Origin of the sequence: Polaromonas sp. CT11-55, from assembly GCF_047303325.1 — a bacterium.
Classification (GTDB): domain Bacteria; phylum Pseudomonadota; class Gammaproteobacteria; order Burkholderiales; family Burkholderiaceae_C; genus Polaromonas.
The window spans coordinates 76,417-92,967 of record NZ_JBKBEX010000015.1; the positions used below are offsets into that span (position 1 = coordinate 76,417).

The following is a 16,551-nucleotide window of genomic DNA, read 5'->3' on the forward strand; positions in this document are numbered from 1 at the left end:
TCAATGACTGACCAATACGCCGTGATCGGCCAGCCGATCGGGCACAGCAAATCACCGCTGATACACGGCATGTTCGCCGAGGCCACCGGGCAAGACATGGCCTACCGGGCGATCGAGGGTTCCCGTGAAAGCTTTAGAGCCCAGCTGGATGAATTTCGGGCTTCCGGCGGCCGCGGCATGAACATCACCGCGCCTTTCAAGCTCGATGCCTTCGCCTATGCCGGCAGGCGTTCCGAGCGCGCCACGCTGGCGGGGGCGGCGAACGCGCTCAAGTTCGAAAACGACGTGGTGTACGCGGAGAATTTCGACGGCGTGGGCCTGGTCCGTGACGTCACACACAACCTTGGCTGCGCGCTCAAAGGCAAACGCATCCTGATGCTGGGCGCGGGTGGCGCCGCCCGCGGTGCGTTGCTGCCGTTTCTTGCCGAAAAGCCGGCTTTGTTGTTGATCGTCAACCGGACCCTTTCAAAATCTTCCCAATTGGTCAGCGAGGTTCGCAGCGATATCCCGTTGACATCGAGCGGTTATGGGGACCTGGCCGGCCAGCATTTCGACCTCGTCTTCAACGCCACCTCGGCCAGCCTCAGCGCCGAGCTGCCGCCTGTTCCTGCAACTGTTTTCGCCAACTGCGAACTGGCCTACGAATTGGCTTACGGCAAAGGGTTGACGCCCTTTCTTCGCCTTGCCCGGAACGCGGGCGTCAAACGCATTGCCGACGGTGTGGGCATGCTCGCCGAACAGGCTGCTGAAGCCTTCGCGTGGTGGCGCGGCATGAGGCCCGACACCCGCCTGGTGATCGAAAAACTGACCGTGCCCCTGGGTTGATCGGGAATTTCGCATGGATTACAAATTCGACTTCAATCCGGTGCTCAACGGGTTTCCAGACCTGCTGATGGGTTGTGCCGGCACCCTCGGCCTTGCCTTTGCGGGCCTGCTGCTTTCTTCGGTGATCGGCGCTGTTGGCGTCGCGCTCAGGGGGTCTCATGTGGCGCCGGTACGCTGGATGGTCATCACTTTCGTTGAACTCATTCGCAACACGCCCTTCCTGGTCCAGATCTACTTCGTGTTTTTTGCCCTGCCCTTGGTGGGCATCCGGCTGGACCCGACACCGACGGCGATCATTGCGCTCGGCGTGAACGGCGGCGCCTATGCCATCGAGATTCTTCGCGGCGGAGTGCAGGCCATCGACAAAGGGCAAATCGAAGCGGGCCACGCCCTGGGCCTGAGCAAGCTCCAGGTGTTCCGCCTGATCGTTTTCAAGCCCGCCTTGCGGGCGGTGTTTCCCTCTCTGGCCAGCCAGTTCATCCTGCTGACCTTGACGACGAGCATCGCCTCCGCGATCTCGGCCTATGAGTTGACCTCGGTTGCGCAGCGCATCGAATCGGACTCGTTCCGCAGTTTCGAGGTCTACGGCACGGTGACATTCCTCTACCTTGCGATGTCGACGGCGCTGCTCATGGGAATGAGCGCCATTGCCCAGCGCATGTTCAGCTACCCGGTGAAATAGATGGACTCCTTCACCATTCCTCAATTTCTGTTCCTGCTCAAAGGTCTGCAGTGGACGATTGCCTTGTCGCTGATCGGCTTGTCCCTGGGCGCCGTGGCCGGATTGCTCATCGCACTCGCGCGGACCTCGGGTTTCAAGACGCTCAAGCGCATCACCGGCGGCTACATCATGCTGTTCCAGGGAACGCCTTTGCTGATGCAACTGTTCGTGACCTACTACGGCCTGGCGCTGATAGGTTTGAAGCTCGACCCGTGGGCTTCCGTTGCGATCGGCTTCACGCTGCATGCCAGTGCCTTCCTCGGCGAAATCTGGCGCGGCTCGATCGAAGCGGTTCCGCGCGGCCAGACCGAGGCGGCAAACGCCCTTGGCGTCAACTACCTCACGCGGATGCGCAAGATCGTCTTGCCCCAGGCGCTGCGTATTTCTCTTCCGGCGACCATCGGCTTCCTGGTTCAACTGATCAAAGGCACTTCGCTCGCGGCGATCGTCGGGTTTAACGAGCTTGCCCGCAGCGGCAGCATCGTCTCCAACCAGAATTTCAAGCCGCTGCTGGTCTATGCCGTCGTAGCCCTTCTTTACTTCTCGATGTGCTGGCCGCTCTCCCTTTATGGGTCGCGGCTGGAACGCAGACTTGCCACGGGCGCCCGGTGACCGCTCCTGACAACTTTTCAGTCACCCGCTTTCAAAAAAAACCTAAACCGGAGACCATGACATGACTTTCAAAACGATTTCTTCCAAGCGCCGCCAGCTCATGCTCGGCCTTGCAGGCCTGATTGCCGCGTCCACGCTGATCACCGCTCCAGCCCGGGCCATTACTTCGGCCGAGATCAAGGCCAAAGGCAAGCTGGTGGTAGGCATCCAGGCCGCCAACCCGCCCTGGGGCTTCGTCGATTCGACGACCGGCCAGGCCGACGGCATCGATGCCGACATGGCGAAAGCCTTTGCCAAAGAGCTCGGCGTGCCGGTCGAGTTCGCCGGCCTGGAGGTCGCCAACCGTATCCCGGCGCTGACGTCCGGGCGTGTCGACGTGCTGTTCGCGACGATGGCGATGCTTCCTGACCGCGCCAAAGCCGTGCAGTACAGCAAGCCCTACATCGGCAACTCAATCTTCCTGGTGGCGGCCAAGTCCGTGGTGGTCAAGACCAATGCCGACATGGGCAAGCTGGTGATCGGTGTGCCGCGCTCGAGCACCCAGGACAGCGATGTGACCAAGAATGCGCCTCCCGGCACGGTCATCCGCCGCTTCGACAACGATGCGGCCACCATACAGGCACTGCTCTCAGGCCAGGTGCAGGCCGTCGGCGGCAATGTGTTCTATGCGCGCCGCCTCAATGAAGCCACGCCCAATACCTACGAGAACAAGCTCGAGTTCACGCAGCTGTTCAACGGCGCCTGCACCAGGCTGGAAGACAAGGAGCTCAACACCGTGCTCAACGCCTTCATCGACAAGATCAAGGCCAACGGCGAGCTCGCCAAGATCCAGCAGAAGTGGACCGGAACGTCGATGACGAACTTCCCGGCCAGCATTGAAGGTGTTCCCTTCGTTGCCAAGTAATCCCGTCGTCCGGAAAGAGCCAGAGCCATGAATCAAACCGCCAACCCGTCCGCCGGCGCGGGCACCCCGATGATCGTGATGGAAGACGTCGATAAATGGTACGGCTCCTTCCAGGCCCTGACCGGCATCAACCTGTCGGTCCGCGCGGGAGAAAAAATTGTCCTGTGCGGGCCCTCGGGTTCGGGCAAGTCCACCTTGATCCGCTGCATCAACCACCTTGAGGGCTACTCCAAGGGGCGCATCCTCGTCGACGGCATCGCGCTGACGGATGATGCCAAGGCGATCAACGCCGTGCGCGCCGAGGTCGGCATGGTCTTTCAGCAGTTCAATCTTTTCCCGCACCTGACGGTGCTTGAAAACTGTACGCTCGCGCCCATCAACACGCGCAAGCTGTCCAAAGCCCAGGCGGAAGCCACGGCGCGGCGCCTGCTCGAACGCGTGCGGATCGGGGAGCAGGCTGAAAAGTATCCGGCGCAACTGTCTGGCGGCCAGCAGCAGCGGGTGGCGATTGCGCGCGCGCTGTGCATGGAGCCCAAGGTCATGCTCTTTGACGAGCCGACCTCGGCGCTGGACCCTGAGATGGTGAAGGAGGTGCTCGACACCATGGTCGCGCTGGCGAACGACGGCATGACCATGATTTGCGTCACGCATGAAATGGGCTTTGCGCGCGCCGTCGCGGACCGTGTGATCTTTATGGCCAGCGGGCAGATCGTCGAAGAAGGCCCCCCGAAGGAGTTCTTCGCGAACCCGAAACACGAGCGCACGCGGGCATTTCTCGGTGACATCCTGGCCGGGCACTAAAGCCGGAACCAGGTCAGCTCCGAACAGAGGAAGCCCATGCCAAAAACCAGGATCGCGGTAGCCGGTGCCGGCTATATCGGGCAAGCCCACCTGGGCGTGGTGCGCAGCAGCCCCAGCTGCACCTTGTCCGCCATTGTCGATCCGGCGCCTGGCGCCGCCGCGCTGGCGGCCGCCGCCGGCGTGCCGCATTACGCATCGCTGGAGGAACTGGTTTCGAAGGACCCTCCCGATGGCATCGTGCTCGCGACGCCCAACCAGCTGCATGTTGAGCATGCCATGCGTTGCATCGACGCCGGTTTGCCGATGCTGCTCGAGAAGCCGCTGGCACCGACATTTGCCGAAGGCGAGCGCCTGGTCCAGTTGGTCGAGCGCTCCGGCGCCAAGGTACTGATTGGCCATCATCGCGCCCACAGCCCGATCATGGCCAAGGCTAGCGAGGTCGTGGGGTCCGGCCAGCTCGGCCGGCTGGTCTCGGTGACTGGCAGTGCAACCTTTCTGAAGCCCGACCATTATTTCGATGACGCGCCATGGCGGCGGGAGCCGGGCGCGGGGCCTATCCTGCTCAACATGATCCACGAGGTCCATAACCTGCGCATGCTCTGCGGCGAGATTGTGGCGGTGCAGGCCATGGCTTCGCACGCTGTACGCGGGTTTCCTGTGGAAGACACCGTGGCGATCTCCCTGAGGTTCGCAAGTGGCGCGCTCGGGACCTTCATGCTTTCAGATACAGCCGCCAGCGCCCGAAGCTGGGAGCAGACCTCGCAGGAAAACAAGGCCTACCCCAGCTACGACGACGAGGATTGTTATGTCATCTCAGGCACCAACGGCAGCTTGTCGGTGCCGACGATGAGGCTCAAAACCTACCCGCGCCCCGAAGACCGCTCCTGGTGGAAACCGTTTGAACAGGGGGTGGTCGGCATGGTTCGCGACGACCCGATCAAGCGCCAGATGGAGCATTTCGGCGCGGTGATACGCGGCCAGGCGCAACCGCTGGTGAGCGCGAGGGACGGCCTGGCCAACCTGCGCGTGACCGAAGCGATCGTGCAGGCGGCGAAGTCCGGCCGCACGGTGGAACTTTGATTTTTCACAGAAGAAGGAACCCAATGAAGATACTCATGCTGCACGGCATCAACCACAACATGTTCGGCAAGCGGGACCCGGTCCAGTACGGCACCATCACGCTTGACGAGATCAATGCCACCCTCATGGCGCTGGGCCGGGAACTCGGCGCGGGCATTGAACATTTCCAGACCAACAGCGAGAGCGCCATGTGCGAGCGCATCCACCAGGGCTTCACGGACGGCGTCGATGCCGTCCTGATCAACGCCGGCGCCTGGACCCACTACAGCTACGGGATTCGGGATGCGCTGGCCATCCTCACGGTGCCCGTTGTTGAAATCCATATGTCCAACATCCATGCCCGTGAGCAGTTCAGGCACCATTCGGTCTTCGCTGAAATCGTCAAGGGCCAGATCTGCGGATTTGGCGTCGACAGCTACACACTGGGCTTGCGCGCGGCGGTGTCGGCCGTGCAGGCCGCCCGACGGACGGCTTGAACCTGATCGTCGCGAGGTCCACGATGCGTCGATCCATTGCCACCGTGTCGCTGTCGGGCATGCTGAGGGAGAAGCTGCAGGCCGCGGCGGCCGCGCGGTTTGACGGTGTCGAGATATTCGAGAACGATTTGCTGCAGTTTCCGGGTTCGCCGCGCGATGTGCGCCGCATCGCCGAGGACCTGGGCCTCTCGATCGACATGTTCCAGCCATTCCGCGATTTCGACGGCGTGACCCCGGCGCAGTTGCTGCGTAACCTGGATCGCGCGGAGCGCAAATTCGACGTCATGCAGGAACTCGGTGCGCCGCTGATACTGGTGTGCACCAACGCCCAGTCCGACGCGTCGGGGGATGTCGAAATCCTGGCCGAGCAGATGCACCAGCTCGCCGAGAGGGCGGGGCGGCGCGGCTTGCGGGTCGGGTATGAGGCGCTCGCCTGGGCGCCGCAGATCAACCGCTTCGGCCAGGCCTGGCAGGTCGTGCAGCGCGCCAACCATCCGCACCTGGGGATTGTCCTGGACAGCTTCCACACGCTGGCCCTGCGCGATGACCCGCTGCCGATCGCACAGATTCCGGGAGACAAGATCTTTTACGTGCAGCTGGCCGATGCGCCCTGGGTCAAGCTCGACGTTCTCAGCCACAGCCGCCACTACCGCTGTTTTCCGGGGCAGGGCGAGTTTGAGATGGCGAAGTTCACGGCCGCGGTGCTCGATGCCGGTTATACAGGCCCGCTGTCGCTCGAAATTTTCAACGACGAATTTCGCGCCGCGCCGGCGCGTGCCACTGCGGCCGACGCGATGCGCTCGCTGCTCTGGCTCGAGGAACAGATGCGGGACGTGGCCTCGCTGAAGACTGGGAAGTCCCACGGCGAAAGCCGCAGGGTCTCGCTGTTTGACCCACCGCCGCCGCCCGTCTTGCGCGGCTGGTCTTTTGTCGAGTTTGCGGTCGACGCCGGCAGCGCGGCACGGCTCGCCCAGTTTTTGCAGGCCATAGGGTTTCGGCGCATCGGCAAACACCGCTCCAAGGCGGTCGATCTGTACGGCCAGGGCGAGGTGAGGGTGGTGCTCAACCTCGAGGAAGATTCTTTCGCGCGCGCCTATTTTGAAGCCCACGGGGTGTCGGCCTGCGCCACCGCGCTGGCGACCGACGATGCCCTGGCGGCGCTCAGCCGCGCCGAGGCGCTCGGCTGCACGCGTGTGGCCGGCCGGGTGGGCCAGAACGAGCTGACGATTCCGGCGGTGCGCGCACCCGACGGCAGCCTGCTTTATTTCTTTGACGTGCACGCGGGCGGTGAGCATGGCTTCGAAGCCGATTTCATCATCGACAACGCGCCATCCGCCGCCACCGCCTTTGGCGAAGGCGCGCGCATCGACCACCTGGTCCAGGTGCTTCCAACCGGCCAGGTCGAGCCCTGGACCCTGTTCTACCGCGCGGTCCTGGGCTTGAAACCCGGGTCCAGCACCGTCATGCACGATCCCTACGGCATCATCCGCAACCGTGTCATGGAATCCTCGGGCCGGGAGGTCCGGTATGCGCTCAATGTCTCGGAGCGTGAGAACACGTCCACCGCCAGGACGGTCTCGCAGTTCGGCGGCGCGGGTGTCCAGCAGATTGCAATCTCCGTGCGCGACCTCGTGGCCGCCATGCGCAGGCTCAAGGCGCAGGGCGCAAGCCTGCTAGCCGTTCCCGGAAATTACTACGATGACCTGGCAGCAAAATACGACTTGGACCCGGCGCTGCTCGCGTCCATGCGGGAGCTCGGCATCATGTACGACCGGGATGCCGACGGTGAATTTTTCCAGGCATATACGACACCATTTGACGGCCGGTTTTTCTTCAGCATGATTGAGCGCTGCGGCAATTACCAGCAGTACGGCATTGCCAACGCCCCCGTGCACCTGGGTGCGCTGGCGCAATGGCGGGACGCCGCCGCCTGACAACGCCACCCCCGGCCATCCGACAATATTCCATCGTTTCCACCAGGACCATCAAGAAGGCTTTCATGATCAGCGGCAAAACCACCTTCATCGCCCACATCGGATTTCCCACGCATTCGTTCAAGGCACCGATGATCTACAACCCTTACTTCGAGCAGGCAGGCATTGACGCGGTCGTCGTGCCCATGGGATGCCGTGCCGAAAACTACGCAGCTTTCCTGAAGTCAGTCTTCACGCTCGAAAACATCGGCGGCGCGCTGATCACCATGCCCCACAAAGTCAGCACGGTCGGATTGCTCGACGAGGTTTCGCCCACGGCACTGATCGCCGGTTCGTGCAACGCCGTGCGCCGCGCTGCCGACGGCCGCCTGCAGGGCGATATGTTTGACGGTGAAGGATTCGTGCGCGGCATCCAGCGCAAGGGCCTGAGCCTGCCCGGCAAGCGGGTGCTGGTGGTGGGCAGCGGCGGCGTCGGCTCGGCGATTGCGGCCTCACTGGCCGCAGCCGGCATTGAAGCGATCAGCCTTTTTGACGTCAACGCCGCGTCCGCCGAAGCACTGGCCGGCCGGCTCAAAAAGCACTACCCCAAACTGGGCGTGAGCACTGGGTCCAACGATCCCGCCGGCTACGACCTGGTCGTCAATGCCACGCCCATGGGCATGGAGGAGGGCGATCCCCTGCCGATGGACGTCTCACGCATCGCGCCCAACACTTTTGTGGGCGAGGTGGTCATGCGCAGCGAAACCACAGCCTTCCTCAAAGCGGCCATCGCACGCGGATGCCAGGTCCAGGTGGGGACGGACATGTTGTTCGAGCAGATCCCGGCGTACCTGGAGTTTTTCGGGCTTCCCACCACAACGCCAGAGGTTTTGCGTTCGGTCGCCACAATCAGGTATTGAATTGGCGCCGGTTTTCGGTGAGGATGGCCAGGATTTTTTCTTCGACCGCATTGCACCCTCGTGGAGAGTCGATGTCATTGTGGAGAGGGTGGCGGCCAAGCAGGCTGTCAGGCGTATCAACGCGGATGGCATTCTGAGTCACCTGACCGAAACCCTCGATTTCTGAGCCACTAGACAGGCCCAGGACACTTACAAATAAAAAAGGACCCCGAAGAGTCCTTTTTGCATTGCGGTCAACATTACTCGCCTGAGCCGATTTTGAGGGAGAACCTACCGAAGGCCCAGTCGATCGCTCCGCCAAAGACTGTTCGAACCATTGAAACATACATCCGATACCGCGCTGAGATCGCGCCAGCCTTGTCTTTGCGCTTTAACGCCTCTTGATACTCTGCAATCGACTCTGCGTGAAGAGCTTCAAGAACGCGTTCTCTGAACTTCTTACTGCAAAAATGACCGAGGAAACGGAGCAACCCATAGCCTGGAGCAATTTCAATTTTCTGAACTATTGGCGCTCTACTCACCCTAGGCGCTTCAGTGACTGTAGGTTCCTTGTCGATTTCGGACTTGTCTGTCTTCTTTCTCTTGTCACTGGTGTAGCTCTCGTAGAATGCCTCGGCAGGATTCATGATCTGCCGGCCAGTTTGTTCAGTTGCACCCATACCGTAGTGCTTTGCCAATCGCTCTTGTATTAAAAACTTCTCGGCAAACATGTTAGCTGTGCGCTCTACATCCTTGATCTGTTGGGCAAGTTTCAATGTCGTCAAGTTTGAATCCAGCCTTAATCGCGTCAAGAGGTCCTCGCGCTGCTTAGTTTCTCGCACTGCTTGGTCAAACCATTCCGCTGCCTTTTGAGCCGACGTAACCCACGACGGCGCGTCATAACCTCCATGTGCCAGGCGATACACCCGTTCTGCCTCAGTCATCGCGGACCCGATCACGTCCTTAGGGGATCCGAAATAGTCGTCACTCATACCAAAACTCCATTCATTCCCTTGTTATAGGCCGACATCGCGGCGCTCCAAGCAAGGTATGTTTTCCTGCCGGCTCCAGTGATTTTGTAAAGCCTGCGAGGCACGGTCCTTACGGACGCGTCTTCTTTGCGACTCTCGATGAAGCCCTTGTCTTCAAGGCGTCCCAAAGTGACGTAAATCGTGCCAAGCTTCAATGCACCATTCGATGCATTGACCATCTCAAGCCCATACATCTCCGAGCCAGCATTGCTGGAGAGCTGTTCAAGGACGAGGCCTTCTTTAGGTGAAATGTTCATAAGTTGGTAAACAGATATAGGCTTTGAATAAATTGGAATGTATAAATTTGAGTTTGGTGCTGAGTATTAAATTTGAACTTTAAAGAATGAATTGAACGGATAAGTTTGAATGTATGTGTATAAGTTTTAGGGTCGGTCAGGAGGCCGGGACCACCTAACTGACGGTGTCATTATATCTTACAACTTGTAAGATAGGATAAACCTACAGTCACTGTAGGGGCTTAGCTTTTTTGAATTCAATGACGTTGGTAGCCATGTCGGCAATGGCTAGACTAATCGGGCCGATTCGTTGTGCCGACTACGGCGAACTTCTAACTGGGGACAAAATTACTCAAGTAAAAATTCAGCACTATGTTCCGCAGTTTCTTTTACGGAACTTCACTTCAGATAAGAAGAACCGAGTGCATGTATTCGACAAACAAAAAGGAATTACCTTTGTCTCACACGTGAAAAACGTGGCCAACGAGAGTCGCTTTTATGACTTTGAGATAGAGGGTGAGGGGCGTTCTTTAGAGGCACCGCTCTCCAGTCTCGAATCAGACAACAGCGGACATTCCACTAAGTTGATCCTATGACGAAACTCTTGACCGTTGACCTTCGGCATGGCGTCCCTGCGCCAGATGCATCTCCGAACTTGGTAGACCTTCATCGCTTGTGGAGCATCCCCGGATTCCACCTAAACATGGGCAAGCGTCTCGAATCGCTATGGGGTGACGTCCGTGTCCAAGTCAGAGATGACCGCGAGTCTCCGGCCGGATTGACCGACTACTTCATGACGGTGCCCTTCACCATCGTCTCGAAGCCTTTTGCGGAGCTTCTAAGCAGTTTCGGCTGCGAAGTCGAAATGCTGCCTCTGCTCGTCGAATACCGGCAAAAACGATTACACAACGAATTCTTCGCCTTGAACGTTTTGACTGTCGTGGAGAGCGCCGTGGACCGTGAACGGTCGAAGTTCAAGTCCTTTGATGAGGGGCCACTGGAGGAGGTCGAACACCTTGAACTCAAGGGCGAGATGCTCACCGACATCCCGATTGCCTATCTCGGAGAAATTTGTAAGTATGCGGTGAGCGACGAGCTGGCTGCGGCAATCACATCAAGCGGGATGCGCGGAGTGTTGACAATTCGGCCAGGTGACTTCACGAGCTAAAGGCTTGGCCGGATTCCGTTCTATAGAAGCGGTCGGCCTCTGCATCCGCACTATGCGGGGCGATGGAGGCCGACGGGACTATCCCGTCAACGTAAAAAAACCGCCACAGCGGGAGGCTTCCGTTAGTTAGCCTATGTGATGGGCTGAGTGTTCGATGGCACCAAAGTACTTGGCCATGTCTGCCGAACTCTCGAGTGCGTATAGCTCACCGACCGTGCTTAAGAGGTCCACAGATCTAGATGCCTTTGGACTTCCACCGCCTGCAATGACGATGTGGCGGCTAATGTTTGTACCGAATGTCTCGACCGCAGTCTTCATAACCAAGCACTTTGCTTGCGCCTCAAAGATGCGATTGCGAACGCCGTCTTCGGACACTGCGAAGTCAAGAGTTTCGGTAAAACTCATTACGCCGTTTTTGATCGCGAACTCAGCGACCAAACCGTGAGCTGCAGAAACCGGAAAATTAGGTATTACTTTGCGGCTGTTGATGTCGTCGTGCGTCTTCCCAAGCAACCCCATGGTTTGGAATTGGCGACGTAGTTGCGACCGAATACGGGGTTTCGCCTTCTTCCGTGCGATTGATGGCCTGGGACTAGCGCCTATAGGGAGAACGGATTCAGCCATCAATGCATGAATCTGAGCGTCAAATTCTTGCTCAGTCTCGTAACCAAAAACGCCCTCGAAATCGTGAATTGAAATGCTGCTGCGACTTGATGCGAGCAGCTGGCGGGCGTCACTCAATGTTTCGCAATGCTCAAGAAAACGATTAAGCGTGCTTGCAAACGCACTTATGGTGGAGAAATCAAAATTTGGATCCAGCGATAGGAACTTCCTCGAATCCGGAACAGTAAGAACTAACCATTCGCCATCATCTAAAACAGCTACGCCAACGCACAGAACATCGAGGCGTTCAAGTGACGGACGCATAGTGATGAGGCTGTATTTAGCGGTCTTCATGGCAAGGTTGATTTGGCGAGTGTTACTCTGGATTGCCTGGCTGGAGATGTCCACCAAGCGATCAGATCACTACGCTGCTGCGGCGTAACCCAAACAGCGGGCATGGCTTCCAAGGTGTTGAGCATCCAATCATCGGCCAAAGAGGTTACTTTGTCTATAGTCGCCAATGGCGGAGTGTAGCCGTGCATTGCCTCCCAGATGGGCTTGTTGTCTGTTGTGAAGCACTTGGGAAGTGGCAGCCCAGGTAAGGGCCAGCCGTGATGAAGCCATGCTCGGCTGAAGTCCATCGGCCGCAAAATAACTTCGCCATTAATAACCAGGTAAAGATAGTTGCCGAAATGCCTGTCGTCATTGTGTGATACCCAATCCATTCCGAATACTCTGCTGAATAGTTCCGGATTGCTGACATGGGGAAGTCCAACCATGTAATCGACTGCACCTCCAAGCCATTGAGAGCCAAACAAAAAAACACCAGGGTTTGTAGTCAGCTCCACCACGGCGAAAGGCGGGACAGGAAGACCAATGTCACGAGCAAGCGTTGAGCAAATCCACTCTGTTGCAGGCAAATGCGCAATGCGAGACTGACCCTTGCACAAATACCGCTCGGTGCTTGCATCGCAAACAGCGACGAAGTCGCAGTCAACAGCCGCTGGTGGCTTTGGGCGGGTGCGATTGCATTGAACCGGAAAGAAGCTGCTCTGTGTAGTAGGTGGCATAAATTTTCAAGAAATTCGGGTACGCAGCTTTGCCGGCAAGTCACGTTGAAGTGAGGGTGTGAGCGAATGCCCAAGCGACACCTTTAATTGCACTTTTTGTTACAGGTAGTCTGGAGGTTGCGCATTCGTGTGTCAAGGCTGGGCGGGTGGTAAAAATCGCCCAAAAAGCAAAAAGCCTCCGTGAGGAGGCTTTTTGATGCGGAACCCGGCTGTCACCAGAGATGACACCAGCAATCACCGGTAAGTGACCACTATCGCTGTTTCCCGCTGAATTGGTGCCGGAGAGATGAATCGAACACCCGACCTTCTCATTACGAATGAGCTGCTCTACCGACTGAGCTACACCGGCTTTTTATTGAATACAGCCAGAGATTATAGCCCGGAGTGGTAGGAGGTTACCCGTTCGACCTCATTTTTGGAGCCCAGCATGACGCTGACCCGCTCATGCAGCTTGGTGGGTTGCAGGTCCAGGATGCGTTGTTTGCCGTTGGTGGCGGCGCCGCCGGCCTGTTCGACCAGCCAGCTCATGGGGTTGGCTTCGTACATCAGGCGCAGTTTGCCGGCTTTTTCAGGCTCGCGTTTGTCCCAGGGGTACATAAACACGCCGCCGCGGGTCAGGATGCGGTGCACGTCGGCCACCATGGAGGCGATCCAGCGCATGTTGAAGTCCTTGCCGCGTGGGCCGTCCTTGCCTTGGAGGCATTCGTCGATATAGCGTTTCACCGGCGCGTCCCAGTGGCGCATGTTGCTCATGTTGATGGCGAACTCTTTAGTGTCTTCGGGGATGCGGACGTTTTCTTCGGTCAGCACAAAGGAGCCCTGCTCGCGGTCCAGCGTGAACATGGCCACGCCGTCGCCCACCGTCAGCACCAGGGTGGTTTGCGGGCCGTAAATGCAGTAGCCGGCCGCGACCTGCTTGTTGCCGGCCTGCAGAAAGTCTTTTTCCTCGACGCCGGCATGGCCTTCGGGCTTTTTGAGCACGCTGAAGATGGTGCCTATGCTGACGTTGACGTCGATGTTGCTGGAGCCGTCCAGGGGATCGAACAGCAGCAGGTATTCGCCCTGCGGGTAGCGGTTGGGCACCACATAAATGCTGTCCATTTCTTCCGAGGCCATGGCCGCCAGGTGGCCGCCCCATTCATTGGCCTCGATCAGCACTTCGTTGGCGATGATGTCGAGTTTTTTCTGGACTTCGCCTTGCACGTTCTCGCTGGAGGCCGTGCCCAGCACGCCGCCCAGCGCGCCTTTGTTGACGGCCTGGCTGATGCTTTTGCAGGCGCGCGCCACCACTTCGAGCAGCAGCCGCAGCTGCGACGGGATGTGGCCGTCCATGCGCTGCTGCTCCACCAGGTAGCGGGTCAGGGAGATTTTCTGGGACATGGGGGGCTCCGTTCTGTTGAGGGGAGGGTCAATCGGCTAATGCGCGAGAGACGACTTCGTGGGTGTCTTTGCTGAGGTCGGTCTTGGCCGCGACGCGTGCAATCGCCTCGCGTGCCGCGCTGCGGTAGGGCTCGGCCAGCTTGCTCCAGCGGTCCAGCGCGCGCGCCAGGCGGGCGGCCACCTGCGGGTTGATGGCGTCGAGTTCCATCACGCGGTCGCTCCAGAACACATAGCCTGCGGCATCGGCGCGGTGGAAGGCGGCCGGGTTGCCCTGGCAGTAGGTGCTGACCACGCTGCGCGCGCGGTTGGGGTTGCGCAGGCTGAAGTCGGCGTGTTTCATGAGCTGCTTGACGGCCGGCAGCACATTGCCGCCGCGATCCGGCGCGCCGGCCTGCAGGCCGAACCATTTGTCGATGACCAGGGCTTCGTCCTTGAACATGGCGTGGAACAGCGGTAGCGCCTCGCCGGCCAGGGCGTGGCCGCTGGAGACCAGCGCGGCCAGCGCGTTGAAGCGGTCGGTCATGTTGCCGGCGTCCTTGAAGCGCTGCAGGGTCTTGTGCGGCCAGTCGGCATCGCCGGTGCTTTGCGCCGCCAGGCACAGATAGGTCAGCGCCATGCCCGCGAGCGCGCGGCGGCCGCTGGAGACGGGGTCGGGCGTGTAGGCGCCGGTGTCGTGGTTGGCGTCGTAGACGGCCGCCCAGTCGGCCGCCAGGGCCGTGGCCAGTTGCAGGCGCATGGCTTCGCGCACCGCGTGGATGCGCTGCGGGTCCACCACCTCGAGCTGCTCGGCCAGGTAGGTTTCGGACGGCAATGTGAGCACCAGCTCCTTGAAGGCGGCGTCCAGCGTGGGGTGGCGCAGCACCTGGCGCATGGCGTCCAGGTAGGCTTCATCCAGCACGGCGGCGGGCGTGCCGGCTGTGGTGATGGCCGCGATGGCGCGGTTGACGGCCAGGCGCTGGCCGGCTTCCCAGCGGTTGAAGGGGTCGCTGTCGTGCGCCAGCAGGTGCAGCAGCTGGGCGTCGCTGTAGTCGAACTCGAGCACCACAGGGGCGCTGAAGCCGCGCAGGATGGAAGGCACGGGCTCGGCGGCGATGCCGGTGAAGGTGAAAGTCTCTTCGGCCTGCGTGAGCACCACGGTGCGCGTGCTCGCTGGCGCCTGGCCTTCATGGCTTTGGCCGGCCAGCTGCAGCGGCAGGTCCTGGCCGTCCGCGCCCAGCAGGCCCAGGCCGACCGGGATCACAAACGGTTGCTTGACGGGCTGGCCCACCGTGGGCGCGCAGCTTTGCGACAGCGTGAGGGTGTAGGTGCGGGCGTCGGCGTCGTAGCGGCCTTGGGCGTGCACGCGCGGCGTGCCGGCCTGGCTGTACCAGCGCTTGAACTGGGGCAGCAGGCGCGCCAGGTCCGACATGGGGTTGGCGTCGGCGATCGCCTGCGCGAAGTCGTCGCAGGTCACGGCCTGGCCGTCGTGGCGTTCAAAGTACAGCGTCATGCCGCGGGCAAAGCCGTCACGTCCCACCAGGGTCTGCATCATGCGCACGACATCGGCGCCTTTTTCGTAAATGGTGACGGTGTAGAAGTTGCTGATCTCGACATAGCTGTCGGGCCGCACCGGGTGGGCCATGGGGCCGGCGTCCTCGGGGAACTGGGCGGTGCGCAGCACACGCACGTCCTCAATGCGCTTGACGGCGCGGGCCGAGGGGGAGCCGGCCAGGTCCTGGCTGAACTCCTGGTCGCGGAACACCGTGAGGCCTTCCTTCAAGCTCAGCTGGAACCAGTCGCGGCAGGTGACGCGGTTGCCCGTCCAGTTGTGAAAGTACTCGTGGCCGACCACGCTCTCGATATTGGAAAAATCCACATCGGTGGCGGTGGCCTGGTTGGCCAGCACGTACTTGGTGTTGAAGATGTTCAGGCCCTTGTTTTCCATGGCGCCCATGTTGAAGTCGCTGGTGGCAACGATCATGAAGCGCTCCAGGTCCAGCGGCAGGCCGAAACGGGCTTCGTCCCAGGCCACCGAATGCATCAGCGAGGCCATGGCGTGCTCGGTCTTGTCGAGGTCGCCCGGGCGCACATAGACCTGCAGCGTGTGCTGCTTGCCGGCGCGCGAGGTGATGCGCTGCTCACGGCTGACCAGCTGGCCGGCCACCAGGGCGAACAGGTAGCTGGGCTTTTTGTGCGGGTCCACCCATTTGGCGAAATGCCGCGCGCCGTTGGGGCCGGGCTCCAGCGGGCCCTGGTCGACCAGGTTGCCGTTGGACAGCAGCACCGGGTACTGGGCCTTGTCGGCGCGCAGCGTCACGGTGTAGCTGGCCATCACGTCGGGGCGGTCCAGGAAGTAGGTGATGCGGCGAAAGCCCTCGGCCTCGCACTGCGTGAAGAAGGAGTCGTTGCTGACGTACAGGCCCATCAGCTTGGTGTTTTTGGCGGGGCAGGTGGTGGTGAAGATTTCGAGCTCGAAGGGCTCATTGCCTTCGGGCAGGTTTTCCAGCACCAGTCGGTTGCCTTCCATCTTGAAGGAGGTGCCCTGACCGTTGACCAGCACGCGCGAGAGGTTGAGCTCCTCGCCGTCGAGCTTGAGCGGCTGGGGCGGCACGTCCGGGTTGCGGCGCAGGCGCATCTTGTTGAGCACGCGGGTCTTGGCCGGATCCAGGTCGAAGCACAGGTCGACGGTGTCTATCCAGTAGGCGGGGGCGATGTAGTCGGCGCGGTTGATGACCACTGTGGGCCCTTGTCCAGATCCACGGTCATCGGGCATTTGCAACATGGCTGCTTCCTCAAAACAATCTAAAAACTCAAACAATCACTCAACGAAAATCCCGGGCGGCCGCGCCGGCC

17 protein-coding genes and 1 tRNA gene are annotated in these 16,551 nt (G+C 60.2%); 11 read left to right on the forward strand and 7 right to left on the reverse strand.

The window, feature by feature from the left end; all coding sequences use genetic code 11:
* Positions 1–3 precede the first annotated feature (3 nt).
* The 9 genes from aroE (at position 4) to ACEN8I_RS15035 (ending at position 8,252) form a co-directional block, all read left to right on the forward strand.
* Positions 4–825, forward strand: coding sequence for a shikimate dehydrogenase (aroE, locus tag ACEN8I_RS14995; RefSeq protein ID WP_413329292.1), 822 nt, complete (start codon positions 4–6; stop codon positions 823–825).
* Between the two features lie 13 nt (positions 826–838).
* A complete protein-coding gene (locus ACEN8I_RS15000) occupies positions 839–1,507 on the forward strand; it encodes an amino acid ABC transporter permease (protein ID WP_413329293.1) in 669 nt (222 codons plus the stop codon).
* On the forward strand, positions 1,508–2,158 hold the full coding sequence (locus tag ACEN8I_RS15005) for an amino acid ABC transporter permease (RefSeq protein ID WP_413329294.1): 651 nt from the start codon (positions 1,508–1,510) through the stop codon (positions 2,156–2,158).
* A 61-nt stretch (positions 2,159–2,219) separates the two neighbouring features.
* Positions 2,220–3,062: a transporter substrate-binding domain-containing protein gene (locus ACEN8I_RS15010; RefSeq protein WP_413329295.1), complete on the forward strand. Its 843-nt coding sequence runs from the start codon at positions 2,220–2,222 to the stop codon at positions 3,060–3,062.
* Positions 3,063–3,089: 27 nt separating this feature from the next.
* On the forward strand, positions 3,090–3,863 hold the full coding sequence (locus ACEN8I_RS15015) for an amino acid ABC transporter ATP-binding protein (protein WP_413329296.1): 774 nt from the start codon (positions 3,090–3,092) through the stop codon (positions 3,861–3,863).
* Positions 3,864–3,899: 36 nt separating this feature from the next.
* On the forward strand, positions 3,900–4,943 hold the full coding sequence (locus ACEN8I_RS15020) for a Gfo/Idh/MocA family protein (protein ID WP_413329297.1): 1,044 nt from the start codon (positions 3,900–3,902) through the stop codon (positions 4,941–4,943).
* Positions 4,944–4,966: 23 nt separating this feature from the next.
* Positions 4,967–5,419, forward strand: a complete 453-nt coding sequence (gene aroQ, locus ACEN8I_RS15025; RefSeq protein ID WP_413329298.1) for a type II 3-dehydroquinate dehydratase — start codon at positions 4,967–4,969, stop codon at positions 5,417–5,419.
* 23 nt (positions 5,420–5,442) lie between these two features.
* Positions 5,443–7,353: a bifunctional sugar phosphate isomerase/epimerase/4-hydroxyphenylpyruvate dioxygenase family protein gene (locus ACEN8I_RS15030; RefSeq protein ID WP_413329299.1), complete on the forward strand. Its 1,911-nt coding sequence runs from the start codon at positions 5,443–5,445 to the stop codon at positions 7,351–7,353.
* 65 nt (positions 7,354–7,418) lie between these two features.
* Positions 7,419–8,252: a shikimate dehydrogenase family protein gene (locus ACEN8I_RS15035; protein ID WP_413329300.1), complete on the forward strand. Its 834-nt coding sequence runs from the start codon at positions 7,419–7,421 to the stop codon at positions 8,250–8,252.
* Positions 8,253–8,491: 239 nt separating this feature from the next.
* On the opposite strand, the gene ACEN8I_RS15040 is transcribed toward ACEN8I_RS15035, so the two are convergent.
* A complete protein-coding gene (locus ACEN8I_RS15040) occupies positions 8,492–9,223 on the reverse strand; it encodes a hypothetical protein (protein WP_413329301.1) in 732 nt (243 codons plus the stop codon).
* The gene (locus ACEN8I_RS15045) at positions 9,220–9,519 is read right to left on the reverse strand and encodes a PadR family transcriptional regulator (protein ID WP_413329302.1); all 300 of its coding nucleotides are present in this window, start codon (positions 9,517–9,519) and stop codon (positions 9,220–9,222) included. The genes ACEN8I_RS15040 and ACEN8I_RS15045 overlap by 4 nt, the downstream gene beginning before the upstream one ends.
* A gap of 239 nt (positions 9,520–9,758) precedes the next feature.
* On the opposite strand from ACEN8I_RS15045, the gene ACEN8I_RS15050 reads away from it, so the two are divergent.
* On the forward strand, positions 9,759–10,094 hold the full coding sequence (locus ACEN8I_RS15050; RefSeq protein WP_413329303.1) for a DUF4238 domain-containing protein: 336 nt from the start codon (positions 9,759–9,761) through the stop codon (positions 10,092–10,094).
* A 107-nt stretch (positions 10,095–10,201) separates the two neighbouring features.
* On the forward strand, positions 10,202–10,666 hold the full coding sequence (locus ACEN8I_RS15055) for a hypothetical protein (protein WP_413329304.1): 465 nt from the start codon (positions 10,202–10,204) through the stop codon (positions 10,664–10,666).
* A gap of 126 nt (positions 10,667–10,792) precedes the next feature.
* On the opposite strand, the gene ACEN8I_RS15060 is transcribed toward ACEN8I_RS15055, so the two are convergent.
* From ACEN8I_RS15060 to pepN, 5 genes are all read right to left on the reverse strand, one after another.
* Positions 10,793–11,623, reverse strand: coding sequence for a hypothetical protein (locus ACEN8I_RS15060; RefSeq protein ID WP_413329305.1), 831 nt, complete (start codon positions 11,621–11,623; stop codon positions 10,793–10,795).
* Positions 11,620–12,339 (reverse strand): HipA family kinase, encoded by a 720-nt coding sequence (locus ACEN8I_RS15065; RefSeq protein WP_413329306.1) that lies wholly within the window; start codon positions 12,337–12,339, stop codon positions 11,620–11,622. Before ACEN8I_RS15065 ends, ACEN8I_RS15060 begins: the two co-directional genes overlap by 4 nt.
* Before the next feature lie 273 nt (positions 12,340–12,612).
* Positions 12,613–12,688 (reverse strand) — tRNA-Thr (locus ACEN8I_RS15070).
* 23 nt (positions 12,689–12,711) lie between these two features.
* Positions 12,712–13,719 (reverse strand): class 1 fructose-bisphosphatase, encoded by a 1,008-nt coding sequence (locus ACEN8I_RS15075; protein ID WP_413329307.1) that lies wholly within the window; start codon positions 13,717–13,719, stop codon positions 12,712–12,714.
* A gap of 28 nt (positions 13,720–13,747) precedes the next feature.
* Positions 13,748–16,480: an aminopeptidase N gene (gene pepN / locus ACEN8I_RS15080; protein ID WP_413329308.1), complete on the reverse strand. Its 2,733-nt coding sequence runs from the start codon at positions 16,478–16,480 to the stop codon at positions 13,748–13,750.
* Positions 16,481–16,551: the final 71 nt, after the last annotated feature.